This is a genomic window from Stenotrophomonas sp. 28608_Sma (assembly GCF_056486185.1).
This window is the reverse complement of the sequence record NZ_CM151308.1, coordinates 4,391,534-4,417,545: the sequence shown is the minus strand read 5'-3', so window position 1 is coordinate 4,417,545 and position 26,012 is coordinate 4,391,534. Positions and strand designations below refer to the sequence as shown.

Below are 26,012 nucleotides of genomic sequence, written 5' to 3'. Positions count from 1 at the left end.
GCGAGGGACAGCCCGTCAGCGGCGCCTGCCACCACGCGCCGAGGTGGGCGAGACGCCGACCATGCGCAGGCAATCATCCACCACGGCGGCGATGAAGGCATCGGCATCCTGTGCGGGTATGGCGATCAGGTCGTCGGTGGCGCCGTGCACGCCGGCATAGATCAACGAGGCGGTGACTTTGGGCGCTGGAAGCTGCCACAGAGCTGCGGCATTGCCTGCTTCGAGGATGCCCAGCAGTTGCTGCTGGATCGCATTGCGTTCGGCGTTGCCACGCTGGTGGTGATGATGGTTGGCGTACACCACGTCGTGCAGTGCATGGGTACGCACATAAAGTTCGATGTTGGCGCGGATCCAGGCGCGCAGGCGTGCTACGCCATCGCTGGCCGGGTAGCGCTGCACGGCGTGGTCGACGTCTTCCATGAAACGCTGGGTATAGCGCTGCGCCAGCGCCTGCAGAATCTCGGTGCGCGAGGCGAAATAGGTATAGAAGGTGCCCTTGGCAACGTCGGCTGCGGCGACGATGTCGCTGATGGTGGTGGCATCCACTCCCTTTGACAGGAACAGCGCCTGCGCGGCGTCCATCAGTTCTTCCTGGCGGGTTTCCGCAGGTTTGGTGCGTGGCCTGGCGACAGCTGGGGTCTGCATGTGGGAGGGATCCGGGTGCGACGGGAGCCATTCTAGCTGGCCTGTGGCACCGACTGACCGTCAGTCAGTGACCGACGGTCAGTCAGTGGCTAGGATGCGCACACATCCTTCCCCCGGGAGCCGTACATGCGACGTTTCCAGCGGCCGGCCCTGGTGCTGGCGGCCTACCTCGGCACATTCCTCGCCTCGCTGGACATCAGCATCGTCAACGTCGCCCTGCCGACCCTGCAGCAGGCGTTGAATACCGACATGGCCGGCCTGCAGTGGGTGATCAATGCGTATGCAATCGCGCTGTCGGCGTTGATGCTGTCGGCGGGGCCGCTTGGGGACCGTTACGGTCATCGGCGGATGTGGCTGCTCAGCGTCGCCACCTTCACGCTGGGGTCGCTGCTGTGCGCCTGTGCCGGCAATCTTGCGACCCTGGTAGCCGGGCGTGCAGTGCAGGGCATCGCGGGCGCCTTGTTGATTCCCGCCGCAATGCCGATCCTCAGCCACGCGTTTCCCGATGCGCGCCAACGTGCACGTGCGATCGGTGGCTGGTCGGCGTTCAGTGCGCTGGCTCTGGTGCTTGGCCCGCTGCTGGGCGGCGTGCTGGTACAGCGCGTCGGATGGCCCAGCATCTTCCTGATCAACCTGCCGTTGGGCCTGCTCGCACTGGCGCTGGGCGCCTGGGGAATTCCGGAGCGGCGGCATCCGCAGCACGCTGCGCTGGACCCTGCCGGGCAGCTGCTCAGCGTCGTCGCGCTGGGTGCGCTGAGCTATGGCCTGATCGCGATCGGCGCGCATGGCCTGCTGGCCCCGGTGACGCTGCTGGCGCTGGGCGTGGCAGCTGCCGGGTTGATCCTGTTCGGCATCGTCGAACGCCGGGTGGCACGCCCATTGCTGCCGCTGGACCTGTTTGCCGACCGCCGCTTCGGCATGTTCAACCTGGCCTCGTTCGTGCTGGGCTTCACTGCCTATGCCAGCCTGTTCTTCCTGTCGCTGTTCTTCCAGCAGGCGCAGGGGCACAACGTTGCGCTGGCAGGCTCCCAGTTGGCCCCGCAGTTCCTGTTGATGGGTGCCGTGTCGCTGTTGTTCGGGCGTCTGGTCGCCCACCTCGGGCTGCACGCCGCGCTGGTGCTGGGCTATGCCCTGGCCGGGGCGGCGCTGTGCGCGATGGCCACGTTCGAACCGGCTACTTCGCACGCTTGTTCCAGTGCTGTGCTGGTGCTGCTTGGCATTGGAATGGGGCTGGCAGTGCCGGCGACCGGCATGGCGGTCATGGCCAGCGCGCCGGTCGAGCGCGCGGGTATTGCCTCAGCCACGATGAACGCGTTACGTCAGGCAGGCATGAGCCTGGGCATCGCGCTGCTGGGCAGCCTGATGGGCCAGCGCGCCGTGCAGCAGTTCGCCGCGTCCGCGCAGGCGGCCGGGCAGCGGGAGCTGGCGGCACAGGCGCGCGAACTGATCCTGCAACCGGGCTCGATGCACGCCACGCCGCAGATGCTGACGTGGTATCGCAGTGCGATGGCCAGTGGTTTCGGATGGGCGATGGCTGTGGCCGGTGCGCTGGCCCTGCTTGCGGCGCTCGGGCTGTATCGGCAGCGCGCACCGGCCTGACGCGCTGCATTCAGCCCTGCTGGCGTTGCGGACCCGCTGCCGTGCGTTCGATCTCCTGAGGCTGTTGTTGCTGCTGGCGCGCATTGGCGTGGCGAGCGTGTCCACCTTCACGACCGATCTCGGCCATGTGCTGGCGGTTGCGGCTGATCGCCTCGCCGCCCTTGCGGCCTGCGACACGTGCCTCGGCCGGACTGAATTCATGCGCGTTGCCGGAGGCATGTGCGGCGCGCCCGCCCTTGGCCGCGATCGCGCGCTGCTTTTCCTGGTCCATTGATGCGAAACCCCGGTTGGAGCTGCGCGGGTTCTGCTCAGTCATGTGAAATCTCCTACGGTATGGGCGTCGCCTTCGTAGACGACGGCATCCATGCTTGGCCATCGCACGCTAAGTCAAGGTCGCCATCTTGGCCCTGGTTTTCACGCGCCCTGCGCACGGGGCTGATCAGGCAGCCATTCAGGCGGGCGCTGCCTTCGCTGCCGCCAGTGCCATGCCACTGACCACCGACCCGATCGTCTCTACGTCTGCCAAGGGAGCTCCCTGGTTCAGTCGCGCCTGCAGAGCTCCGTGGGAGACGGCGAAGACGATCGCTTGGCCGAGCAGGGCGTGGGTACGCAGCACCGTCTCGGCGCTGGATGGTTCGCTGCCGCGCAGGCACGCTACGCACGCGGCCAACGTGGTGTGCAGGGGTTCGAACAGCGTACGGTGGGCACTGGCGAACGCCGCCGTCGGTTGGATCTGTTCGCGCGCCAACAGCAGCGTGCGTGGACCTGCATCCGGCGCCGAAAGCAAGGCATGGACGAATGCCCGCATCAACTGCTGCAGCTGCTGCGCGGCCTGCCGCGCGCCGTTGGGTGGCGTTGCCGGCAGCGGCAATCGCTCGGCAATGGCTTGAGCGCAGCGCTGCAGTACGGCGGCATACAGTTCCTGCTTGCCACCGAAGTGATAGGGAATGGCTGACTGGCTGCAGCCGGCCATGTCCACCAGCTGGCGGGTACGCACACCCTCCACGCCGAACGCGCTGAACAGCTGCAGCCCCGCGTGCAGCAGTCGGGCTCGGGTCTGCCCGCTGCGCGTCTCGGCCGCGCGCCGCCGTGCCGGTGTCTGCAGATGGGCGATGAACTCAGGCATCGGCCTGCATCAGCCGTGTCGAGTTTTCATTGAGCGCGGTACCCGCGTCCGCGCCGACGATGACCGTACCGCCGATGTTGGCCATGTGCCGGCCGAATGCACAGTTCGGTTCGAAGGCGAAGCACATGCCGGCCTGCAGGGGCAGTTCGCGCCCGACAGTCGGCAGCGGCGCGATGTGCGCATAGCGCGCGGCCTCCGGCAGCGCTTCGATGCCCGGTGCACGGCCGAAGCCAATCGGTCCATAGGGGTTGAGGCTGTGGACCAACGGATGCACGTGCCAGCCGCCCGCCTCCAGCAGGGGCGCTTCCATCGCGTCGACGACATCGCCGAAGGTATTGCCCACGCGCAGTGCGGACAGGCCTGCTTCGTAGCTGCTGCGGGCGACGGCAGCGGCGCGATGGATGTCGTCGTGCACCTCGCCAATGGCAACCGCGGCCTGATGCTGGGTTTCCATCAGCCCGTACAGTGCGAAGATCTCCGACAGCACCAGGTCACCATCGCGCAGAATGCGCGGCGGCTGCGCACGATACTGCCAGGCGGGTGGTCCCCAGCCCACATACTCGGGACCCGAGCCGAGCAACACCTCGGCGGTATAGCCCCCCAGCGAGAAACAGGCGGCGGTCACTGCGGCAACCAGTTCGGCTTCCGAAACACCGGGGCGAGCAGTGGCACGCAGCGCCTCGCTCATGGATTCACCGATCCAGGCGGCATGCGCAATCAGCGCCAGTTCCTCCTGGCTCTTTACCGAGGCGCGCTGGAAGAACGCACGATATACCGGTACGAATTCCGCGTTCGGCACCGCCGCCTGCATGCCCTGCAGGGTGCGCGCGGGCATCGCGCCGTCGAAGTAGAACGGTGGATAGGGCTCCAGCCCCAGCACGCCGATACGTGCCGTGTGCAGGCCACATTGCTGCAGCCAGCGGCCAACCTCCAGACCGGATTTTCCAACCCACAGCTGTTCGGGTGCGATCCACTGCAGGTCGCCGCGCAGGCAGGCCTGCAGGTGGTCGGCAATCATCAGCGAGGCAAAGGTGAACACCCGTGGCGGCTGGTCGCCGACGAACACCACGATCGAGCCGGGCCGGTCATTGGTGAAGTAGCAGTCCGGCGAGAACCCGGCCGGTGCGGCGGCTTCCCGGTCGCCATGCACAACCAGGGCATCGAGGCGTTCACTGGCCATGAGGTCGCGGGCCAGGGCCCAGCGGCGGTCGCGTTCCATCAGGCTGAGCGGTGCGGGCGGCGTGCGCATGAGGAGTATTCCAGGGGAAGGAGCGCGCAGGCTCGATCACGCAGTTGAATGAATCAACCGCTTGAATCGGCATTGCACGTGCGCTGCTGCGGGGGCAGCTGAAGTCGGCGATTGCGCAGTGTTGTCGATGATCGTGATGGGGCCACCGTCGCTGTTGATAGGATGCGCAACAACGCCACTCGCCTGGCCGCGACAGGGACGTAGAACATGAACAGGATTGGATTGATCGCAGTGCTGGCCTGTACCGCTCCCGTCCACGCAGCCAGCCCTCTGTTGTCCGGCAGCTTCGTCCACGTTGGCTACTCGGGCAGCGACGAACAACTGCCGGCCGCGCAGTTGCCGCTGTTCCTGGATGAACTGCAGGACCTGGGCAACGACACGATCATCCTCGGTCAGGTGCGTGCCACCCGTGCCGGCGTCGGCTGCGCCAGCGGCGTGCAGGATTTCGAATGGATTGCCGGCTTTCCCGGCAAGCTCGGCACCGTGCTCGATGCGGCGGCCGCGCGCGGCATGAAGGTCGTGGTCGGCACCACCTACAGCTCGGGGCAGTGCGCCACCTTCTGGCAGGGGCAGAACGCAACGGCCGTGGCACAGGATGCGGCGCAGTCGCTGGCCCAGCTGGGCCAACAGTACGGATCGCATCCGGCGTTCGCTGGCTGGTACATCACCGACGAGCCAGCACAGGTGCCGGCTGATCGCGCGCCGTTCTACCGTGCGATCGTGACGGCGCTCAAAGGCAGTACACCCTCGCGGCCGGTGATGGTGGCCCCCTACCTGGTGTCATCCAGCGTGGATCCGGCCAGCGTGGGCCGGGCTGCTGCACAGTTCCGTACGGCCACCGGCGTGGATGTGCAGATCTGGCAGGACGGCATCGGCGCCGCCTCGCATGCACGCCTGTTCCAGTGGGATCGCCCAGGTCATTCCACCGAGGCGTATTACGAGGCGCTGTCGGCGGCGCTGGGGGCCAGCGGCCTGTGGGCCGACATCGAACTGTTCAACCATGGCAGTCCCTTGTTCCTGGAAACCGGCAACGGATTGTCCGGTGCCTATCGCTCCGCGTCGGTGCAGCGCATCAACCAGCAGTTGTGGAGCGCGCGTTCGGCCGGCAAGCGCGTTGCCTGGCTCAACCAGTACCACATGTCCGAGGTGGTCGGCCCCGGCCAGGGCTATGCCGAATCTCCGCGGTTGATGAACACCTATCGCGGGCTGTATGGGCTCGGTGCGTCCTACAGTGTCGATCCGGTGCAGACCACCTACAGCTACAGCGTGGCGCCGGATGCAAACTATCCCGACAGCACCGGGCATGAACTGTTCGATCGCCGGGTGGGGGATCCGCGCAACCCGATGGATGCCGGCTGGGTAGGCGTGCATGGCAACGCCAGCATCACCATCGACCTGGGCCAGCGCCGGCGGGTGGACTGGATCGGCCTGCATACGATGACCCGCCCGGCGTGGGGCATCGTCACGCCGACAGCTGTGGAGGTGATGTGTGCCGAGCCGGGCGCCGCTGCGGTGAAGATCGGTGTGCTGTCGGCGCCATTCCCCCAGGCCGGACTGAGCGGTTCGACCGAAGAGGAATACGTGCTGGGCAACGCCGCGCCGCTGGCCGCGCAGTGCCGCACGCTGGAGCTGCGGTTGGCCAATGGCAGCTGGACGTTCCTCAGTGAAATCGAGATGGCGGCCGAGCAGTAAGCGCCTCAGCGTTGGGGCGTGCCACGCAGTCGCTGCGCGAACGGCCGCTGTTCAAGCGCCTGCAGTGCCTCGCGCAGCACCTGCTCCAATGACTGTCCAAGATCGGCATCGAGGCTGCGCGCCGCGCGTGCCGTGGCCCGCCACTGCGCCTGCAGCGCCGGCAATGCCTGCAACGCGCGCGGGCTCATCTGCAGGATGCGCTCGCGGCTGTCTTCACCGACCGCAGCGTGCAGCCAGCCGTCGCGCACCATTGCTGAAACCGTCTGGCTGAGCGCCGAATGGCTGAGCCCGCAGGCCAGTGCGAGATCCTTGATGCGGCAGGGTCCCTGCGCCATCAGCGTGCGCAGCACCGGGGTGTAGCGCGGCCGGTAGTCCAGCTTCAGGTCGCGGTAGGCCTGCTCGACCGCCGGGTCCAGCTGGTCGAGCAGGGCCCGCAGCAGTGTTCCCAGGGTGGCATGTTGGAGATCCATGGTGGCGATGATATATAAGCACTTACATATCATCAACATGGGGTGCGGTCATGGCGGTTTCGTGGATGCTGGGCGCGCTGCTGGCGGCGTCCTGCCCGGCCCAGGACGCGGTGCTGCAGGCGGCGGCCACGGCGATACAGGCGCAGTACCTGGACGTGGCCGAAGGCGCGCGCATTGCCGAGGCCGTGCGCGGCTGGTCCACCCAACAGCGCTATGTGGACAGCTGCGCGGACCCCAAGGCGTTCAGCGCACGCTTGAACCAGGATCTGGACGTGTTCGATGGCCACTTCCATGTCGAGCGGGTGGATGCCCGCGCCGGCCAGGACGACTGGCTGATGGCCTGGCGCGCGGATGCGCGCAGCAATGGTGCGGGCGTGCGCGAGGTGCGGGTGCTGGAAGGCAACATCGGTTACCTGCGCCTGAGCACCTTCTATCCGCTCGATCTGGCCCGGCCGAAGCTGGCTGCTGCCTTCACCCTGCTGGCCGACACCGACGGCCTGGTGCTGGACCTGCGCCAGAACGGTGGTGGCGATGACGGCAGTGCGGACCTGCTGGTGCGGACCCTGCTGGCGGCGGAGATCACCCAGGTGCAGTCACTGCAACGCCGTGGCCAGCGCAGTCCGGTACCGTTGCCACCGGCGAGCCTGGGGCTGTACCTGAAGCCGCTGGTGGTGCTGATCGACCGCCGCACCGGGTCGGCCGCCGAATTCGTCGCGTACTCGCTGCAGGCGCAGGGGCGGGCACGTGTCGTTGGTAGTCGAAGTGGCGGCGCGGCACATATGTTCGATGATCCTGTGCTGCTGCCGGATGGCTATCAGATCAGCATTCCCGACCGGCAGCCGATCAACCTCCGTACCGGAACCAACTGGGAACGCACCGGCGTCACGCCTGATGCAGCAGGCGGTGACGATCCGCTGTTCGTCGCCCGGCAGCTGCTGGCCCGATCGGCATCGCCAGAATGAACGCACAATTGCAACCGCGCCCTATCGCAGACGACATGCAGCGTGCCTAGAATCGATGCATCCCGGTAGTTCCCGGGCGCTTCGAGTGAATGGACTCAATGAAGATTCTGTTGACCGGCAGTTCCGGGCGGATCGGGCGTGCGATCTTCGGCGCGCTGGCGGCGGCCCACGAAGTGGTGGGGCTGGATCGCAGCCCATTCGCCACCACCCGCATCATTGCCGATGTCACCGATCGTCAGGCCGTGAAGCGGGCAGTGCAGGGCGTCGACGCGGTGATCCATACCGCCGCCCTGCACGCACCCCATGTCGGCCTGGTGCCGGATGCGGTATTCCAGCAGATCAATGTGGAGGCGACTGCACACCTGTTGCAGGCTGCCCGCGAGGCCGGTGCACGCCGCTTCGTGCTGACCAGCACCACGGCGCTGTATGGCCATGCGGTGGTGGCGGGCGGTTGCCGCTGGATCGATGAAGATACCGAGCCGCTGCCACGCACCATCTACCATCGCAGCAAGCTGCAGGCCGAGGCATTGGCTGAAGCCGCTGCGGCGCCGGGCTTCAGCGTGCGCGTGCTGCGCATGGCCCGCTGTTTCCCCGAGCCACCGGAGCGGATGGCGATGTTCCGCCTGCACCGCGGCATCGACGCGCGCGACGTGGCCAGCGCACATGCCGCGCTGCTGCACGATGAGGGCGCTGCCTTCGCACGCTACATTGCCTGCGCACCGACGCCGTTCCTGCGCGAGGATTGCCTGGAACTGGCGACCCAGCCTCGCAGGGTACTGGCCCGCCGCGCCCCGCAGTTGCTGGCCGAGTTCGAGCGCCGTGGCTGGCCGCTACCGCTGAGCATTGACCGCGTCTACGACAGTGCACTGATGCGCAGCACACTGGGCTGGCAGCCGCGCTTCGGCCCGGACGACGTGCTGCAGCAGTACGCGGTTGGCAGCATCGAGGTGCTGCCGCGGGCGGAATGGATCAAGGACCGCGTGGCCGAATAGGGCGGCAGCCGGGCGGGTTCCTGACCCGACCCTGAGCAGGTTCAGGAATGTGCAGATGGACCGCCTCAACCTCGTTCGCAGGCGGCCGCTAACCCGGTGCGCTTCCAGCGCCGGGCGTGTCCCGGCGGCCGGTGGCCTGCGCGACGGATCGCGCACCTGCGCGGTGCCCTCGCGGTGCCGGTCGTCCTGAACTGCCTTGCGGATCCTTCCATGCCTTCTCCCCGTTCCGCCGCTGCCCGCCGCCCGGGCAGCATCGCCCACAAGCTGATGCTGGGCACCGCTGCGATCGCGCTGCTGTGCTTCGGCCTGACTGCGTTCCTGATCTACCGCCAGGCCAGCGCCAGCCTGATCGACGCCTCGCGCCAGACCATGGCCAGCGAAGCCACCGCCGAAGCCCGCCAGGTCGCGGCCGATCTGGGCACCGCCTTTGCCAGCAACGACGCCATGGTCGAGGCCGTGCTCGCCCAGCGCGCGCGCGGCGATGTTCCGGACCGTGCCAGCCTGGCTGCCGTGCTGGGCGAGCAGCTGCGCACCCACCCCGAGTGGCTGGGCAAGAGCACCATGTGGGAGGCCGACGCCTTCGATGGCAAGGATGCCGAGTTCGTCAACACCGAAGCGCACGATGCCACCGGTCGTTACATGAGCTACTGGGCCTGGCACGACGGCAAGCCGCAGCAGTCGACGATGACCGACTACACCGAGACGGCCAGTGGCTCCGGTGACTGGTACATGGTGCCCAGCCGCGACAAGCTGGCGAAGGTAAGCGAGCCCTACGCCTACGACATCGGTGGCCAGCAGGTGCTGATGAGCACGCTGAGCACGCCGATCATCGAAAACGGCCGGTTCCTCGGTGTATTTACTGTGGACTTCTCGCTGGCGGCGCTGCAGAAGCACCTGGCCACGCTGAAGCCGATGGGCGCCGGGCGCGTCGAACTGCTCTCGCCAAATGGCGTGGTGCTGGCCTCGGCCAATGCCGCCGAAATCGGCAAGCCGCGTGGCGACGCATTGACCCGCAGCATGCTGGCAGACATCGCCGCCGACCGCCGGTTCGAAGCCTTCACTCCGGATGCCGCCGGCAACGTGCGCGTATACGTGCCGCTGCGTGTGGGCGATGCGCCGCAGCGCTTTGCACTGGGTGTGGTGATGCCGCACGCGGTGATCGTGGCCGAGGCGCGCCAGCTGCTGTGGCTGACCCTGCTGGTTGGTGTGGTGGCCGCGCTGACGCTGAGTGCCGGTGTCTATGTGCTGCTGCGCCGGTTGGCGATCCGCCCACTGGCCGAAGCCGTGCGCGTGGCCGGCGACGTCGCCGCGGGCAAGCTGGACAGCACCCTGCCGGCACGCAGCAACGACGAAGTGGGCCGCCTGCTGGACGCGATGCAGGGCATGCGGGGGCAGCTGCAGTCGGTGATGGCGGCGCAGGCGGAAATGGCGCGTCGCCATGACGCCGGTGAAATCAGCTACCGCATGGACGCCTCGGCGTTCCCGGGTGAGTACGGCCGGATGGTGGCTGACAGCAACCAGCTGGTGGCCTCCAGCAACGCCGTCACCCAGCGCCTGGTCGACGTGATGCAGCGCTATGCGGTGGGTGACCTGAGCGTGGACATGGAAGCGCTGCCGGGCGAGAAGGCGGTGTTCACCGCTGCAATGGCCACCACCAAGAGCAACCTGGCGGCGATCAACGATCAGATCCAGCAGCTGGCCGCTGCCGCAGCAGCCGGTGATTTCGCGGTGCGCGGCGACACGCTGCGCTTCGACCACGACTTCCGCCGCATGGTGGAAACCCTCAACACCATGATGCAGGTCAGCGACCACAACCTGGCCGAGCTGTCGACGCTGCTGCGCGCGATTGCCGCAGGCGACCTCAGCGCGCGCATGCAGGGCGACTTCCACGGCGTGTTCGCGGTGATGCGCGACGATGCCAACAGCACCGTGCAGCAGCTGACCCAGATCGTTGGCCAGATCCAGCAGTCGGCGGCCAGCATCCGCCTGGCGGCGGGTGAGATTGCCGCCGGCAACAGTGACCTGTCGCGCCGCACCGAGCAGCAGGCGGCGAACCTGGAAGAGACCGCGGCCTCGATGGAAGAGCTGACCTCCACGGTGCGCCAGAATGCCGACCACGCGCTGCAGGCCAACACCCTGGCCGGCTCCGCAGCGGGCGTGGCCAGCGAAGGCGGGCAGGTGGTCAGCCAGGTGGTGCAGACCATGGAACAGATCGAGGCCTCCTCGCAGCGCATTGCCGAGATCATTTCGGTAATCGATGGCATCGCGTTCCAGACCAACATCCTGGCGCTGAACGCGGCGGTGGAAGCGGCGCGTGCCGGCGAACAGGGCCGCGGATTCGCCGTGGTCGCCAGCGAAGTGCGCGCGCTGGCCCAGCGCTCGGCAGGCGCGGCCAAGGAGATCAAGGAGCTGATCGACGCCTCGGTGGCGCAGGTCGGTGCCGGTGCGCAGCTGGTGCACGGCGCGGGCCGCACCATGCAGGAAATCGTCGGCCAGGTCGGCCGAGTGAACGAGATCATGGCCGAGATCTCGGCAGCCTCGCGCGAGCAGTCGGCGGGCATCGAGCAGGTCAACCAGACCGTGGTGCAGATGGACGAGACCACCCAGCAGAACGCCGCACTGGTGGAAGAGGCCAGTGCCGCCGCGCGTGCGATGGAAGAACAGGCCGAGCAGCTGGCGGTGGCGGTCTCGCGCTTCCGCCTGCAGGCCGAGCCGGTGGCTACGGTCCGCCGCGCGGCCTGATCCTGTTGCGCGCACATGAAGACGCCCGGCCAAGGCCGGGCGTCTTCATGTCTGCTTGATGCTATGCCAGGCCGGAGTGCGGCGGCAGCATCGCGTCAGAACATGCCTTCGAAGGGATTCCAGCTGGCTTTGCCCTTCACCTGCTCCAGGTAGTAGCTGTAGTTGGTGCTGGCGGCAACCAGGAAGTTCATGGCGATGAACAGCGGGCGCGCGATGATGTCCGGCAGGAACAGGGACACGATGCCCAGCACGAGGCCGATGCCGATCACCACCAGCGCCTTGCGCCACATGCCCAGAATGAACAGGTAGATGAAGCCGAAGAAGAAGGCGAAGAAGTTGATGTTGATCTTGAGGCGGTCGCCGAAGGACAGCGCCTTCCAGGCTTCCTTGAAGCGCGGCTCCTTCGGAGCGCCGTGCTGCTGGAAGAAATTGAAGCGGAACTGCCACTTCGGGCTGAAGCGGGAGAGGTCGACGGCGTTCATTGACGATTACGTCCTTGTAGGAAAACGGTTACATGATACGAGGCCGACGGTTCAGGAAACTACCCTCAACCGTCAAAAATGTGACGCGCCCGGCATGTGCAGGCCTGCGGCGGGGCGCCGCACCGTCACCCATCCGCCTTGTTTTTAGGATAGGGTGCGCAGTTCCGCTGCCGCCCCAGCTGAACCCGGGCGGCGGCGGGATGTCCATGGAGGTTGCATGACCACACCTGCTATACCGGAAAACGCACCGGGACCGGTGCTCCTGCCGACACCTGAAGTGGTGCAGGCACAACAACTGCTCGCACGCCAGCAACTGGCGGTAGCGATGGACCGTGCACGCACGGCCGCTACGCAGAACGCGGCCGCGGCCGCGCTGGAAAGCGAGTAATCCGCAACACCGCCGATCGCGCTGGCGTGCTGCCAGCGCGATCGCGGCGCGCGCCGCCGGTCAGAACCGCGCGGTCATGCTCATGAAGTAGCTGCGCCCGGCCACGAAGTAGTCGGTGGAGCCTTCCGCATACAGCTTCTTGTCGGCCAGGTTGCTGATGCCGCCGCGCAGGGTCAGTACCTCGTTGACGTTCCAGGCTGCGGTCAGGTCATACAGGGTGTAGGCCTTGAGGAAGGTCGTGGCGGTACCGGTCTGCTTGCCGGTGTACTGCGCCGACAGGCTGCTGGAAAACACCGTATTGGGCGTCCAGTCCAGCGACGAATAGCCGGAAAACTCCGGCGTATCGATCAGATTCCTGCCGGTGGTCAGGTTCTTGGCTTCCTTCATCCAGGTGGCCGAGGTGCGCCAGCGCCACTGCTCGCCGAAGCGGACATTGAAGTTGCCTTCCATGCCACTGGTGCGCGCGCGCTGCACGTTGCTCATGCGCGTCCACCAGATGCCGTTGAACTTGCCCAGGGGCGCGTACTCGATCTTGTTCTTGAAGTCGGTATGGAAGTAGGTCAGGCCGGCATCGAACAGGTCATTGTCGAAGCTGATGCCGATCTCCCGATTGGTGCTGGTTTCCGGGTCCAGGTCCGGGTTGCCGGCCATGTAGCAGCCACCGCGGGTATAGCCCAGCGGGATCAGCGAGGTGCAGCCGCGGCCGCCGGACTGGGTGGCCGCGCTGGGCGAGTTCTCGGTCAGGCTGGGCGCGCGGAAGCCCTTGGAGACGCCACCGCGGATCGTCCACTGTTCGGCCGGGTGCCAGACCAGGTACGCACGCGGGCTGACGTGGCTGCCGAACTTCTCATGGTGGTCCAGGCGTGCGCCCAAGGTCAGCGCCAACGTGCGGTGCAGCTTCAGTTCGTCCTCAACGAACAGTGCCCAGGTATCCACTTCCAGGTTGGAGCCGCTGACGGCATTGCCGGCATAGTCGATCGGCGCGCGGCCGATGGTATCGGTATTGGTCAGTTCCTGGCGCTTCCACTGGCCACCGACGGCGAACTGGTGTTCAACGCCCAGGGTGAACGGCGTGGTCAGGCTGCCTTCGATGATGGTATCGGTGGCCTCGGAGCGGCCGGTGGCACCGATGTCGTTCTTGTACTCGGTCCAGTACGCGCTGAGCTTCGAGTTGCCGAAGCTCCACTTGCCATCGTGGTTGAGTGCCAGCGAGCTGCGCTTGAGTTCGCTGGCACCCCAGGCGCCTTCGTCCTGCTTTTCCAGCGATGCGTCGATGAAGGCCTGCTGCACGCCGTGGCCGGCTTCCAGCGACAGTTCCTGCGCATCGCTGAGCTTCCACTGCAGCAGCGCGTCGACATTGCGGTCCTTCTCGCCGGCGTAGGCATTGCCATAGACACCACCGTTGGAGCGGTCCGAGTCGCGGCGCATGCTGTTGGCACCGATGCGCAGGCCGAAGCGCTCGCCGAGCGGGCCGGAGAACGTCGCACCGATCTGCTGGGTATCACCGCGCTTGCCATCACCCGGGCGGGTATAGCTGTGGGTGGCGCTGCCGTTCCAGTCATCACCGATGCGCTTGGTGATGATGTTGATCACGCCGCCCATGGCGTCGGAGCCGTACAGCGACGACATTGGTCCGCGCACCACCTCGATGCGTTCGATCTGGTCGGGCGAGATCCAGTTCAGATCCTGGCGGCCGAGGTCGGGCCGGTAGTTGGTCGAGGCCGAGCTGCCCATGCGCTTGCCGTCCACCAGCACCAGCGTGTAATTGGACGGCATGCCACGCAGCTTGATCTTGGACTGCTCGCCGACCGCGCTGAGGCCACCGGTCACGCCCGGCACGCGGCTGAGCAGGGTGGCCAGGTCGTGCACCGGCTGGCGCTCGATGTCCTCACGGCTGATCACGCTGATGCTGGCCGGTGCATCCTTGATCCACTGCTGGTTGCCCGAGGCGGTGACCACCACGGTATCCAGATCCTTGGTGGAGGCATCGGCGCTGGCCTCTGCGGCGGCCAAGCCGGGCAGGGCCAGCAGGCAGGCGGTGGCCAGAGCGCAGGCCAAGCGGGTGCGCGGCAGGCGCGCGGAAGGGGTACGGAACGACAGGGACATGACGGCTTCCATCGGAGGAGGGGGACCCGGTGGAAGCAGCAGGCGCACGCAGACAGCAGGCAGCCCCCTTCCATGGGTCGTTGGGCGCTGGGTTGGAACCGGCGCAGCTGGGTGGGTCTCGGCCGTGCGGAAGACGGTGACCTGCCTGGTTAATGAAATGATAACCGTTCGCGTTTGTTACGATCCAGTACCTGGGGCGACCAAGTGACATCCGTTCCCCTGCCCCGGCACTCGCCTGCTGTTTGCTGAATGGGGATAAATCCCGGCGTAGACCTTCGCACTCGGCTTACATCCGGCGCCCTAGACTGAGCCGCATTTTCGATTCCGCCCCGTTGGAGATCGTGTGGGTTCCGGTAGTGACAGACAGCGACTGCGTGGCGTGATGCCGACGCAGCCAGGACAAGTGCGGGCGCCGGGAAAGCGCGCCGGGAACCTTGGTGCATGCAGCCCGGCCGGGATGGCCGGCCGTGCCGACTGCGCGGAGTAGGCGGCAATGGAGGTGCAGACCATCCATGCGGAAGCAGATACGTCCCGGCTTGATGCCGGCTGGACGCTGCTGCCGGCCGAATCGCCGTTGCAGATGCCTGAGCAGACCCTGCGCGAAGGCCAGCTGAAGGTTCGCCGCCACCGCACCTCGCCGCGGCTGATCGGCCTGCGCCGGTTCTATATCTTCGGCGGCACGCTGGCGATGACCGCCATCGCTACCCGGATGATGTGGCGGGTGCTGTCGGCCAATGGCATCAGCGTGCTCGAGGCCTGCCTGCTGGTGCTGTTTGTCGGCCTGTTCGCCTGGATCGCGCTCTCTTTCGCCAGCGCCGTGGCCGGCTTCCTGACTGCCGTGTTCGACCGGGGGTATCGCCTCGGCATCGACCCGGACAAGCCACTGCCGACAGTGCACAGCCGCACCGCGCTGCTGATGCCGACCTACAACGAAGATCCGCGCCGGCTGCTGGCCGGCCTGCAGGCGATCTACGAGTCGGTGGCCGCCACCGGCCAGCTCGACCGGTTCGACTTTTTCGTGCTCAGTGATACCCGGCGCGAAGACATCGCACGGGCCGAGGAGCAGGTGTTCGCCGAACTGCGTGAGCGCGTGCCCGATGGCCAGGCGCGGCTGTTCTACCGCCGCCGTGGCGACAACAGCGGGCGCAAGGCCGGCAACATCGCCGACTGGGTCCGCCGCTTCGGCGGTGCCTACCCGCAGATGCTGATCCTCGACGCCGACAGCCTGATGACCGGCGACAGCATCGTGCGCCTGGTCGCGGGCATGGAGCACAACGCCGACGTCGGCCTGATCCAGACCCTGCCGTCGGTGATCGGCGGGCGCACCCTGTTCGCGCGCATGCAGCAGTTCGGCGGCCGTGTGTACGGTCCGGTGATCGCCCGTGGCGTGGCCTGGTGGCACGGTGCCGAGAGCAATTACTGGGGCCACAATGCCATCATCCGCACCCGCGCCTTCGCCGATCAGGCCGGGCTGCCGGCGCTGCCGGGGCGCAAGCCGTTCGGTGGCCACGTGCTCAGTCATGACTTCGTCGAAGCGGCGCTGATGCGTCGGGGGGGCTGGGCCGCGCACATGGTGCCGTACCTGGGCGGCAGCTATGAAGAAGGTCCGCCGACCCTGACCGACCTGCTGGTGCGCGACCGCCGCTGGTGCCAGGGCAACCTGCAGCACGGCAAGGTGGTCGGCAGCCGTGGCCTGCACTGGATCAGCCGCATGCACATGCTGATCGGCATCGGTCATTACTTCACCGCGCCGATGTGGGCGATGCTGATGCTGATCGGCATCGCCATCCCGTTGTTCCAGGAAGGCATCGATTTCAACGCGCTGCTGCACCTGTCGCCCAGCGTGTACTGGCGGGCCCAGGACGAGGAACAGGTGGTGCGCCTGTTCGCGGCGACCATGGCGGTGCTGTTGCTGCCCAAGGTGCTGGGTTACTTGGCGATGCTGCTGGACCCGGTCGACCGCCGCGGGTGTGGCGGTGCCCTGCGCGCGTTCGTCTCGATGCTGGTGGAAACCGTATTGGCCGCGCTGATGGCGCCGGTGGTGATGTACGTGCAGTCGCGCGGCGTGGCCGAAGTGCTGTCCGGCCGCGATTCGGGGTGGGACGCGCAGCAGCGTGACGATGGTGGCATTTCGTGGCTGGCGCTGATCCGTGGCTACGGTGGGCTGGGGGTGTTCGGCGCCTTCATGGGCATGCTGGCCTGGGCGGTGTCGCCATCGCTGGCCGCGTGGATGGCGCCGGTGGTGATCGGCATGGTGCTGGCGGTACCGGTGGTGGCACTGACGTCTTCGCGTGGCCCCGGCGCCTTCCTGCACCGTCTTGGCCTGCTTGATATCCCCGAGGAGAACATCCCGCCGCCGGTGCTGGTACGCGCCGCGCAGCTGCGCCGGGAAGCGGCCGAACAACCGCCGCTGTACTGATCGTCCCGCGGCAGCGGCATAATGCGGCTCGAACTTGAAGGAGCCGCATCATGCTGCAAACGGTGGAACAGGAGACCGGCGCCTCGCCGCAGTGGTCGGTGATCTGGCTGCACGGCCTCGGTGCCGATGGCCACGACTTCGCGCCGATCGTGCCGGAGCTGGTGCGTCCGCATTGGCCGGCGCTGCGCTTCGTGTTCCCGCATGCACCGGTGCGGCCGATCACGATCAACAACGGCGTGCCGATGCGCGGCTGGTACGACATCGTCGGCATGGATTTCCGATCGCGCGCCGACATGGTGGGCGTGCAGGAATCGGTGGTGCAGCTGGATGCGCTGATCGCGCGCGAGATCGAGCGTGGCATCGCGCCGGAGAAGATCTTCCTGGCCGGTTTCTCGCAGGGGGGCGCGATCATCCTGACCGCCGCGCTGTCACGCACTGCGCCGCTGGCCGGCCTGATCGCGCTGTCCACCTACCTGCCCGAAGCCGACGGCGCAAAGCGCGCTGAAGGCGCCGTGCAGGTGTCGGTGTTCATGGCCCATGGCAGCAGCGATCCGGTGATTCCGCAGGCGGTGGCCGCACACAGTGCGCAGGCACTGCAGGCGCTGGGCCTGGAGGTGGAATGGCACAGTTACCCGATGGCCCACCAGGTCTGCGCCGAAGAGATCCAGGCGCTGGGTGACTGGTTGCAGGAACGCCTGGGCGCTGCCTGACCCATGCCGCCGGCCAGCACCCCGCCCTGGATGCCGGAACTGTGCCGCCTGCCGCGGCTGGCGGCGATGCTCGGCCTGGCCGAACTGGTGGTGGTGGTGCTGGCCCTGGCCCCGGATGGCAGCCGCCACTGGACTGTGGGCGAACTGCTGTCGGCCAGTGGTTTCGCGTTGTGGCTGGCGCTGGCCGTAACGGCCAGCCTGTGCCTGCTGCGGAACGCGTTGTCGAGGCTGCCACAGGTTCTGGGGGCGGTCTCGGCCATCGCACTGGCGACGCTGATCGCGGTGGTCTGCGCGGGCATCGTGCATGCCCTGTACGCGGTGCTTGGCGACAGCTTCGCCCGCGGCATCAGCTTCTGGCGCTTCACGCTGGGCAGCGCGGCGACGACGGCGCTGATCACGGCCTTGGCCCTGCGCTACTTCTATGTGAGTGATCGCTGGGCCGCGCAGGTACAGGCCAACGCACGCGCACAGGCCGATGCCCTGCAGGCGCGGATCCGCCCGCATTTCCTGTTCAACAGCATGAACCTGATCGCCAGCCTGCTGCATCGCGACCCGGTCGTGGCCGAGCGTGCGGTGCTGGACCTGTCCGATCTGTTCCGTGCCGCGCTGGGGGCGGGCGAGGGTGATTCCACCCTGCGTGACGAATGCGAGCTGGCCGAGCGCTACCTGTCGATCGAATCACTGCGCCTGGGCGAGCGCCTGCAGGTGCGCTGGCAGCGCGACGAACCGCTGCCCTGGGATCTTCCCCTGCCTCGCCTGGTACTGCAGCCGCTGGTGGAGAACGCCGTGCTGCATGGCATCTCGCGGCTGCCCGAGGGTGGCACCATCGAGCTGCAGCTGATGCGCCAGGGCAATGAACTGCAGATCTGCGTGCGCAATCCGGCGCCCGACCCGCAGGCCCCCGGGCTGGCCCTGGCGCGCGGTGCCGGCCATGCCCAGCACAGCATCGGCCATCGGCTGGCCTGGCGCTTCGGCAGCGCCGCGCGGATGACGGCTGGCTGGAGCGAGGGCTACTATGCCTGCCAGGTGACAGTGCCGATCCAGTGAGGGAGCGATCGTGAGGGTAGTCATCGCCGATGACGAACCGCTGGCGCGTGAGCGCCTGCGCAGCCTGTTGGCCGCGCAGGACGGCGTGGATGTGGTGGCCGAGGCCGGCAACGGCGAGCAGGCCCTGCACGCGTGCGCGGAGCTGCAGCCGGACCTGGTCCTGCTGGATATCGCCATGCCCGGGCTGGATGGCCTGGAAGCCGCCCGCCACCTGGCCAGCTTCGAGCCGCGGCCGGCGGTGGTGTTCTGCACCGCCTACGATGCGCATGCGCTGTCGGCGTTCGAGGCGGCAGCGATTGATTACCTGATGAAGCCGGTACGTGCCGAGCGTCTGGCCGCGGCCATCGCGCGCGCGCGCACGTTCCTGGCCGGCCGTGATGGCCAGCCACAGGACCACCGCGGGCAGCAGGCGCGCAGCATGCTGTGCGCGCGCCTGCGCGGCAGCCTGCGCTTGATTCCGTTGGACGACATCCATTACCTGCAGGCCGAAGAGAAGTACGTGGTGGTGCACCACGCGCGCGGCGAGGACCTGATCGAAGAGTCGCTGAAGTCGCTGGAAGAAGAGTTCGCCAGCCGCTTCATCCGCATCCATCGCAACTGCCTGGTGGCGCGCCATGAGCTGGTGGAGCTGCGTCGTGGCACGGGTGGGCAGGTGCAGGCGATGTTGCGCCATGGCAAGCAACCGCTGGAAGTCAGCCGCCGCTGCGTGGCGACGCTGAAGCAGGAACTGCGGCATCTGTGAGTGTTCCGCGCGGCCTGCGGCCGCGACTGCTTACGAGCAACGTCTGAAGCAACAGCAACAGCAACAGCAGATTGTCGGCTCTGTGTTGTTGCGTGTTGGGTGAGGCGGGAAGGGCGGGCGGGACACGCCGTAAACCCATCCCTGGGGGCTCGATGGCGCCTTGCACGTGTGCGCAATCCTGCGCACACGGCAAGACCGGGGTAGGGCGTCCTGCCCAACCCGCCCGAGGCATGCCTCGGGCCCATGGCGCCAACGGTCCCGCCCGCCCATCCCGCCTCACCCTCGCGAATTTCCCGGTGACGGACGGCAAGGGCATTGTTGTTATCGAGTGGGGAAGAGGGGTCAGATCCCTTTTCCTGCGGAAAAGGGATCTGACTCCGGAAGCCGTCGGCTGTTGCTTTTGCTTCTGCTTTTTTCTTTTGATCTTCCGTGGCTGACGCACACGGAAACTGTCAGAGGCCGGGCGGGGTGGGCTGCGCAGGGGCGTGAGCCGCATGGATGCGGCGACCGAGCTTACATGGACGTACTTGCAGCGTCCCCTGCGTGGCCCACCCCGCCCGGCCACGCGCGGCTGTTGCTTTCATGACCCCTCCACCAGCCACGAGGGGCTCCGCCGTTGGCCGTATCCGCGCCGAAGGCGCGATAATGACCGGATGGAAACCGTCCGCATCGCCACCCGCAAGAGCCCGCTCGCCCTCTGGCAGAGCGAACACGTCGCCGATCGCCTGCGCCAGGCCCACCCCGGCCTGCATGTGGAACTGGTGCCGATGAGCACCCGCGGTGACGAGGTGCTGGACCGCTCGCTGGCCGCCATCGGTGGCAAGGGCCTGTTCCTGAAGGAACTGGAGCTGGCCATGCTGCGTGGCGAGGCCGACTGCGCCGTGCATTCGCTGAAGGATGTGCCGATGGAACTGGATGAACCCTTCGCGCTGCCGGCGATGCTGACCCGCCACGATCCGGCCGATGGTTTCGTCTCCAACCTGTACGCCTCGCTGGATGCGCTGCCGATCGGTGCGCGGGTTGGCACCTCGTCGCTGCGCCGCCAGGCCCAGCTGCGCGCGCTGCGCCCGGACCTGGAACTGCTGGACCTGCGCGGCAACGTCAACACCCGCCTGGCCAAGCTCGACAACGGTGGCTACGACGCCATCGTGCTGGCCGTGGCCGGCCTGGAGCGTCTGGGCCTGGGCGCGCGCATCGTCGCGCGCCTGCAACCGCCGCACTGGCTGCCGGCCCCGGCGCAGGGCGCGGTGGCGGTGGAGTGCGACGGTGGCAATGCGCGCCTGATGGCGCTGTTCGCGGGCTTGGATGACGGGGAAACCCGTGCCTGCGTGGAAGCCGAGCGAGCGATGAACCGTGCGTTGCATGGCAGCTGCCACGTGCCGGTGGCGGCGATCGCGCAGTGGCAGGGCACCGACCTGCACCTGCAGGGCCTGGTCGGCAGTGCCAGTGATGGCCGTGCGGTGAGTGCCGAGGCGATCGGCCCGGCCAGTGACCCGGAAGCACTGGGCCAGCGCGTGGCGAAGATGCTGCTGGATGCCGGTGCCGGCGAACTGCTGAACGTCTGAGCCATCGCAGGTAGTGCCGGCCGCTGGCCGGCAACCTCGTGCTCCGATTGAATGCAGTTGCCGGCCAGTGGCCGGCACTACCGAAAGAAGAACGGGCGCCTTTGGCGCCCGTTTCTTATTTGAATTTGTAGACCACGTTCATCGTGGTCAGCGTATCGGTCTTGCGCTTGTCCTCGGCCACGTCACTGTTGTAACGCGCCTGCCAGCCGGCCTTCAGCGCCAGATGTTCGTTCATGCTCACCGAAACACCGAAGTCGTTCTGGCCGAAGGTGTTGTAGGAACCCGACTCGACCAGCAGGGTGTTGACCAGGTCGGTGTTGTCGGTCAGCGAGTACTTCATGTCGAACAGGCCGCGGCCGATCATGCCGGTGCGGGTGCGGTCGTCCTCGGTGCTGTGGGTGCGGCGCACACCGGGGCCGATCTGCGCGTCGAACGAGAAACGCTCGGTGTTCCACAGGCGGGTGCCGTAACCCAGACCGAACGAGCTCTGGCGGTCGTAGGTGGCGAAGTCATCGCGCTCGGTACGCACCGTGGCCGTCAGCTGGCGGTGCTCGCCCAGCTGCAGCGCGCTGCCGGCACTGCCGGTATAACGGTTGGCGGTGGTGTTGTTGCGGCGGCTGGTGGAGCCGTCGTCGCGGGTCTCGATCACCTTGGAGCTGGAACGCAGGCCAGCCAGATCCATGCTGTGCACCCAGTCACCATCGGTGTAGCGCAGGCGCAGGCGGCCGTTGAAGCTCTCGGTGCTGCTGTTGCCGCGTGCCGAAGCGAAACCGAGCTCGCCGCCACTGCCGCTCCACGGCGAGGACATCGCCGCCAGTTCGGAGGCATCCTGCGCATACGCGAGCGGTGCGCACAGCAGCAGGGGGATCAGCAGGGACACGCGCAGGGACATCGGGGCTTCTCCGAAGCGGTTGACAGCCGGTGATGATACTGGAAGCGTGACGGCGGTCCGAATCGATCCAAACGGTTTCTTCAGCAGGCGTTGCCGCGATCGCCTATTCAGGGCAGATCGACGCGCAATGCCGGGTCGTTGAAGCGCGAATAGCGCAGGCGTAGCTGGAAGCTGCGGCCATTGCTGCTGCCGCTGCGTACGATCTGCCGCGGCAGGCCCTGCGCGTCCACCCAGTACTCCAGGCGTTCGCCGGGCTGCGCGCCACGCAGGCGGTAGTGACGCGTCTCGACCCCGTCCAGCGACTGGCTGCCCAGGTCTTCGGCCTGCAGATCGGCGGGCAGGGCATCGGCCGGCAGCGGGTTGCGCCATTGCTCGAGCAGGCCCGGCGGGGTCGGCACCTGCCGGATCGCGTCGTCGGCCTGCAGGAACATGGTGTCGCCGATGATCGTCTGCGGACCGGCCGGGGTCTGCACCCGGAAGCGGTCGGGGGCGACGAAGTCCATGGCGCTGCGCACCGGCTGCGGCGCGCCCAGCACCTCCAGTTCGGCGTGGAAGCTGCGCAGGGCCGAGAAGCGCTGGCTGGCGCCCAGCACCGCCTGCGCCGGATCCGCCGCAGGCACGGGCGCTTCGGTGCTGGCCGGGGCGGGCGCGCGATCACAGGCGGCCAGCAGCAGGCAGGCCAGCAGGGACAGGGCAGGCAACCGGCGCATCGGGTGTTCCAGAGGGGTGGGGGCGACCACGATAGCCCAAACGTCCCACACAAGACCCGCGACTCGGACATAATCGGGGGTATGGACCGATACGAACGCATCACCGCCCTGCATCGTCTGCTCAAGTCCGCACGCTATCCGGTGACGGTGGCGACCCTGCAGGACAAGCTCGGTTGCTCCCGTGCCACCGTCTACCGCGATCTGGCCTTCCTGCGCGATGCGCTGATGGCACCGATCGAGGGCGACGGCGAAGCCGGCTTCCGTTACCAGGCCGACGAGAGCGACCGCTTCGAGCTGCCCGGCCTGTGGCTGAGCTCGGAGGAGCTGCATGCCCTGCTGGCCTCGCAGCACCTGCTGGCGCGGACCGGAGGCGGCGTGCTGTCCTCGGTGCTGGCACCGCTGCAGCAGCGCATCGAGAGCCTGCTGGCGGCCCAGGCTGGCGTTTCCAGCTGGCCGGTGGACCGGGTGCGGGTGATTCCGCACCGTGGCCGCAAGTTCGATGAAGGCAGCTTCCGCAGCGTGGCTTCGGCGGTGCTGGAGCGCCGCCAGCTGGCGTTCGAGTACCGCGCCCGTTCCACCGACGAGCCGACCAAGCGCACCGTTTCGCCGCAGCGCCTGACCCACTATCGCGACAACTGGTACCTGGATGCCTGGGACCATGACCGCGAGGCGCTGCGCAGCTTTGCCGTGGATCGCATCCACAAGGCGCGGGTGATCGACAGCACCGCCCGCGACGTGGCCGACAGCGAGCTGGACGAGCAGCTCGGGGCCAGCTACGGCATCTTCTCCGGTGCGCCGAAGGGCTGGGCGACCATCCTGTTCAGCGCCAAGGCCGCGCGCTGGGTGGCCGACGAGCACTGGCATTCCAAGCAGCAGGGCCGCTTCCTGGCCGATGGCCGCTATGAACTGAAGGTGCCGTACAGCGTCTCGCGCGAGCTGCTGATGGACGTACTGCACTACGGCTCGGATGCCGAGATCGTCGAACCGGTGATGCTGCGCGAGCAGGCCAAGGCGCTGCTTGAGCTCGCCCTGAGCAACTACGACAACTCCTGACACTCCCCCCGAGAACCCTTCCGCCCATGAAGAAGACCCTGTTGCTGCCCCTGCTCGCCGCTGCGCTGGCCCTGACCGCCTGCGGCAAGTCCGGCGAGCCCTCGCAGAAGCTGGTGGTGGCCGCCACGGCCGTGCCGCATGCCGAGATCCTTGAAGTGGTCAAGCCCATCCTCAAGCAGGAAGGCGTGGACCTGGACGTGCGCGTGTTCAACGACTACGTGCAGCCCAACGACCAGCTGGTGCAGAAGCAGGTGGACGCCAACTACTTCCAGACCGAGCCGTATCTGGATGCCTACAACCGCGATCGCAAGACCGATCTGGTGAAGGTGATCGGCGTGCACATCGAGCCGTTCGGTGCGTACTCGCGCAAGATCAAGTCGCTGGCCGAGCTGCGCGAAGGTGCCGACGTGGTGATCCCGAACGACCCGAGCAACAACAGCCGTGCACTGATCCTGCTGCACAAGGCCGGTGTGATCGAGCTGAAGGATCCGACCAACGCGCTGTCGACCCAGCGCGACATCACTGCAAACCCGAAGAACCTGAAGTTCCGCGAGCTGGACTCGGCGATGCTGCCGCGCGTGCTGGACCAGGTCGACCTGGCCCTGATCAACACCAACTACGCACTGGATGCGGGCCTCAACCCGACCAAGGATGCACTGGCGATCGAGAGCAAGGACTCGCCGTACGTGAACTTCCTGGTCGCACGCCCGGACAACAAGGACGACGCCCGCGTGCAGAAGCTGGCCAAGGCCCTGACCAGCCCGCAGGTGAAGGCCTTCATCGAGACCAAGTACAAGGGCGCGGTGCTGCCGGCGTTCTGACGGCCGCTGGCCATGTGGTAGTGCCGGCCGCTGGCCGGCAATCTGCAGACGCCGCCAAGGATCATGGGGTTGCCGGCCAGCGGCCGGCACTACCGTCAGTCGACGTGGAAGGCGAGGGTGGCCGCCACGGCCTGCTGCCATCCCGCATACAGTTTCTCGCGCCGCGCCACCTCCATCTGTGGCTCGAAGCGCCGGTCCAGGCCCCATTGCGCGGCGATCTGTTCGCGGCTGGACCAGAACCCCACCGCCAGCCCGGCCAGGTAGGCCGCGCCCAGTGCGGTGGTTTCGGTCAGCCGCGGCCGCAGCAGTGGCACGCCAAGGATGTCGGCCTGGAATCCGGCCAGGAAGTCGTTGCCGATCGCACCGCCATCGGCGCGCAGCTCGGTCAGCGCGATGCCGGCATCGGACTGCATCGCATCGAGCACGTCGCGGGTCTGGTAGGCCATCGCCTCCAGCGCGGCACGCACGAAGTGCGCCTTGCGAGTGCCACGGGTCAGGCCGAACATCGCGCCGCGCACATCACTGCGCCAATAGGGCGCACCGAGGCCGACAAATGCTGGTACCAGGTAAGCACCGCCACTGTCGGGCACCTGCGCGGCCAGCGCCTGGCTGTCGCTGGCGCGTTCGATCATGCGCAACCCATCGCGCAGCCACTGCACCACCGAGCCGGCAATGAAGATCGAACCTTCGAGTGCATATTCCACGCGCCCGTCCAGGCCCCAGGCGATGGTGGTCAGCAGTCCATTGCGCGAACGCACCGCCTGCGCGCCGGTGTGCATCAGCATGAAGCAGCCGGTGCCATAGGTGTTCTTGACCATGCCCGGCTGGAAGCAGGCCTGGCCGAACAGCGCCGCCTGCTGGTCACCGGCGATGCCGGCGATCGGGATCGGGTGATCGAAGAAGAACTGCGGCCGGGTATGCGCGTACACCGCGCTGGAATCGCGCACCTGTGGCAGCATCGCACGCGGGATGTCCAGCAGCGCCAGCAGGTCGTCATCCCAGTCCAGCGTGTGGATGTTGAACAGCAGCGTGCGCGCCGCGTTGCTGTAGTCGGTCACATGCGCCTGGCCACCACTGAGGTTCCAGACCAGCCAGCTGTCGATGGTGCCGAACAGCAGCTCGCCACGCTCGGCACGCTGCTGCGCGCCCTCCACGTGGTCGAGGATCCAGCGCACCTTGGTGGCGGAGAAATAGGCATCGATCAGCAGGCCGGTGCGCTCGCGGATCAGCGCCTCATGCCCTTCGGACTTCAGCCGCTCGCAGATGGCGTGGCTCTGCCGCGACTGCCAGACGATGGCGTTGTGGATCGGCTGTCCGGTGGCACGGTCCCAGACCACGGTGGTTTCGCGCTGGTTGGTGATGCCCAGTGCGGCGATGTGGCGCGGGTCGATCTGCCCGCGGCTGAGCAGTTCGGTCAGCGTGGCATAGACGCTGGTGAGAATCTCGCGCGGGTCATGCTCGACCCAACCCGGCTGCGGGAAGATCTGCGCGAATTCGCGCTGCGCGCTGCCGACGATGTCGCCGGCGCGGTCGAACAGGATCGCGCGCGAACTGGTGGTGCCCTGGTCGATGGCCAGCACGTAGCGGGGCGTCATGCAGC

23 protein-coding genes are annotated in these 26,012 nt (G+C 67.3%); 13 read left to right on the top strand and 10 right to left on the bottom strand.

Going from position 1 to position 26,012, the window contains the following annotated elements; translation table 11 throughout:
* Positions 1-15 precede the first annotated feature (15 nt).
* Positions 16-645 carry a TetR/AcrR family transcriptional regulator gene (locus tag ACZLHH_RS20840; RefSeq protein WP_180844709.1) on the bottom strand — a complete coding sequence of 210 codons (630 nt, stop codon included), beginning with the start codon at positions 643-645 and terminating at the stop codon, positions 16-18.
* A 126-nt stretch (positions 646-771) separates the two neighbouring features.
* Between ACZLHH_RS20840 and ACZLHH_RS20835 the strand changes: the two genes are divergently transcribed.
* The gene (locus ACZLHH_RS20835) at positions 772-2,244 is read left to right on the top strand and encodes an MFS transporter (protein ID WP_180844708.1); all 1,473 of its coding nucleotides are present in this window, start codon (positions 772-774) and stop codon (positions 2,242-2,244) included.
* 10 nt (positions 2,245-2,254) lie between these two features.
* On the opposite strand, the gene ACZLHH_RS20830 is transcribed toward ACZLHH_RS20835, so the two are convergent.
* The 3 genes from ACZLHH_RS20830 to ACZLHH_RS20820 all read right to left on the bottom strand — a co-directional run bounded on the left by ACZLHH_RS20830 (position 2,255) and on the right by ACZLHH_RS20820 (position 4,619).
* Positions 2,255-2,560 (bottom strand): KGG domain-containing protein, encoded by a 306-nt coding sequence (locus ACZLHH_RS20830; RefSeq protein WP_032128582.1) that lies wholly within the window; start codon positions 2,558-2,560, stop codon positions 2,255-2,257.
* A gap of 135 nt (positions 2,561-2,695) precedes the next feature.
* Positions 2,696-3,370: a CerR family C-terminal domain-containing protein gene (locus tag ACZLHH_RS20825; RefSeq protein ID WP_180844707.1), complete on the bottom strand. Its 675-nt coding sequence runs from the start codon at positions 3,368-3,370 to the stop codon at positions 2,696-2,698.
* Positions 3,363-4,619 carry a M24 family metallopeptidase gene (locus ACZLHH_RS20820; RefSeq protein WP_049423757.1) on the bottom strand — a complete coding sequence of 419 codons (1,257 nt, stop codon included), beginning with the start codon at positions 4,617-4,619 and terminating at the stop codon, positions 3,363-3,365. The genes ACZLHH_RS20825 and ACZLHH_RS20820 overlap by 8 nt, the downstream gene beginning before the upstream one ends.
* A gap of 207 nt (positions 4,620-4,826) precedes the next feature.
* Between ACZLHH_RS20820 and ACZLHH_RS20815 the strand changes: the two genes are divergently transcribed.
* On the top strand, positions 4,827-6,311 hold the full coding sequence (locus ACZLHH_RS20815; RefSeq protein WP_071227810.1) for a DUF4434 domain-containing protein: 1,485 nt from the start codon (positions 4,827-4,829) through the stop codon (positions 6,309-6,311).
* A 5-nt stretch (positions 6,312-6,316) separates the two neighbouring features.
* Here ACZLHH_RS20815 and ACZLHH_RS20810 read toward each other — a convergent pair whose 3' ends face one another.
* Complete coding sequence (locus tag ACZLHH_RS20810; RefSeq protein ID WP_071227809.1) at positions 6,317-6,781, bottom strand: MarR family winged helix-turn-helix transcriptional regulator; 465 nt, start codon at positions 6,779-6,781, stop codon at positions 6,317-6,319.
* Between the two features lie 50 nt (positions 6,782-6,831).
* Here ACZLHH_RS20810 and ACZLHH_RS20805 point away from each other — a divergent pair, with 50 nt between their 5' ends.
* The 3 genes from ACZLHH_RS20805 (at position 6,832) to ACZLHH_RS20795 (ending at position 11,477) form a co-directional block, all read left to right on the top strand.
* Positions 6,832-7,743, top strand: coding sequence for a S41 family peptidase (locus ACZLHH_RS20805; protein WP_071227808.1), 912 nt, complete (start codon positions 6,832-6,834; stop codon positions 7,741-7,743).
* Between the two features lie 98 nt (positions 7,744-7,841).
* Positions 7,842-8,735 (top strand): NAD-dependent epimerase/dehydratase family protein, encoded by an 894-nt coding sequence (locus ACZLHH_RS20800; RefSeq protein ID WP_049401072.1) that lies wholly within the window; start codon positions 7,842-7,844, stop codon positions 8,733-8,735.
* Positions 8,736-8,945: 210 nt separating this feature from the next.
* Positions 8,946-11,477, top strand: coding sequence for a methyl-accepting chemotaxis protein (locus ACZLHH_RS20795; RefSeq protein ID WP_032128587.1), 2,532 nt, complete (start codon positions 8,946-8,948; stop codon positions 11,475-11,477).
* Positions 11,478-11,572: 95 nt separating this feature from the next.
* On the opposite strand, the gene ACZLHH_RS20790 is transcribed toward ACZLHH_RS20795, so the two are convergent.
* Positions 11,573-11,959: a DUF2628 domain-containing protein gene (locus ACZLHH_RS20790; RefSeq protein ID WP_071227807.1), complete on the bottom strand. Its 387-nt coding sequence runs from the start codon at positions 11,957-11,959 to the stop codon at positions 11,573-11,575.
* Positions 11,960-12,176: 217 nt separating this feature from the next.
* On the opposite strand from ACZLHH_RS20790, the gene ACZLHH_RS20785 reads away from it, so the two are divergent.
* The gene (locus tag ACZLHH_RS20785; RefSeq protein WP_165929944.1) at positions 12,177-12,347 is read left to right on the top strand and encodes a hypothetical protein; all 171 of its coding nucleotides are present in this window, start codon (positions 12,177-12,179) and stop codon (positions 12,345-12,347) included.
* A gap of 60 nt (positions 12,348-12,407) precedes the next feature.
* Here the strand turns inward: ACZLHH_RS20785 and ACZLHH_RS20780 are convergent, their stop codons facing one another.
* Positions 12,408-14,453 (bottom strand): TonB-dependent receptor domain-containing protein, encoded by a 2,046-nt coding sequence (locus tag ACZLHH_RS20780; protein ID WP_071227806.1) that lies wholly within the window; start codon positions 14,451-14,453, stop codon positions 12,408-12,410.
* 493 nt (positions 14,454-14,946) lie between these two features.
* Here ACZLHH_RS20780 and mdoH point away from each other — a divergent pair, with 493 nt between their 5' ends.
* The 5 genes from mdoH to hemC all read left to right on the top strand — a co-directional run bounded on the left by mdoH (position 14,947) and on the right by hemC (position 20,936).
* The gene (gene mdoH, locus ACZLHH_RS20775; protein ID WP_032128590.1) at positions 14,947-16,872 is read left to right on the top strand and encodes a glucans biosynthesis glucosyltransferase MdoH; all 1,926 of its coding nucleotides are present in this window, start codon (positions 14,947-14,949) and stop codon (positions 16,870-16,872) included.
* 50 nt (positions 16,873-16,922) lie between these two features.
* Positions 16,923-17,582: an alpha/beta hydrolase gene (locus ACZLHH_RS20770; protein WP_478478735.1), complete on the top strand. Its 660-nt coding sequence runs from the start codon at positions 16,923-16,925 to the stop codon at positions 17,580-17,582.
* A 3-nt stretch (positions 17,583-17,585) separates the two neighbouring features.
* Positions 17,586-18,629, top strand: coding sequence for a sensor histidine kinase (locus ACZLHH_RS20765; RefSeq protein WP_180844706.1), 1,044 nt, complete (start codon positions 17,586-17,588; stop codon positions 18,627-18,629).
* Positions 18,630-18,639: 10 nt separating this feature from the next.
* Complete coding sequence (locus ACZLHH_RS20760) at positions 18,640-19,371, top strand: LytR/AlgR family response regulator transcription factor (RefSeq protein WP_010481294.1); 732 nt, start codon at positions 18,640-18,642, stop codon at positions 19,369-19,371.
* A 653-nt stretch (positions 19,372-20,024) separates the two neighbouring features.
* A complete protein-coding gene (gene hemC, locus ACZLHH_RS20755; protein WP_180844705.1) occupies positions 20,025-20,936 on the top strand; it encodes a hydroxymethylbilane synthase in 912 nt (303 codons plus the stop codon).
* Positions 20,937-21,051: 115 nt separating this feature from the next.
* Here the strand turns inward: hemC and ACZLHH_RS20750 are convergent, their stop codons facing one another.
* Together ACZLHH_RS20750 and ACZLHH_RS20745 are read right to left on the bottom strand one after the other, a co-directional pair.
* Positions 21,052-21,828 carry a DUF481 domain-containing protein gene (locus tag ACZLHH_RS20750; protein WP_010481298.1) on the bottom strand — a complete coding sequence of 259 codons (777 nt, stop codon included), beginning with the start codon at positions 21,826-21,828 and terminating at the stop codon, positions 21,052-21,054.
* A 107-nt stretch (positions 21,829-21,935) separates the two neighbouring features.
* A complete protein-coding gene (locus ACZLHH_RS20745; protein ID WP_049399177.1) occupies positions 21,936-22,538 on the bottom strand; it encodes a LolA family protein in 603 nt (200 codons plus the stop codon).
* Between the two features lie 81 nt (positions 22,539-22,619).
* Here ACZLHH_RS20745 and ACZLHH_RS20740 point away from each other — a divergent pair, with 81 nt between their 5' ends.
* The gene (locus tag ACZLHH_RS20740; protein WP_010481302.1) at positions 22,620-23,591 is read left to right on the top strand and encodes a helix-turn-helix transcriptional regulator; all 972 of its coding nucleotides are present in this window, start codon (positions 22,620-22,622) and stop codon (positions 23,589-23,591) included.
* A 26-nt stretch (positions 23,592-23,617) separates the two neighbouring features.
* A complete protein-coding gene (locus ACZLHH_RS20735; RefSeq protein ID WP_032129055.1) occupies positions 23,618-24,412 on the top strand; it encodes a MetQ/NlpA family ABC transporter substrate-binding protein in 795 nt (264 codons plus the stop codon).
* Between the two features lie 95 nt (positions 24,413-24,507).
* Here ACZLHH_RS20735 and glpK read toward each other — a convergent pair whose 3' ends face one another.
* A complete protein-coding gene (glpK, locus tag ACZLHH_RS20730) occupies positions 24,508-26,007 on the bottom strand; it encodes a glycerol kinase GlpK (protein ID WP_132810822.1) in 1,500 nt (499 codons plus the stop codon).
* Between the last annotated feature and the right edge of the window lie 5 nt (positions 26,008-26,012).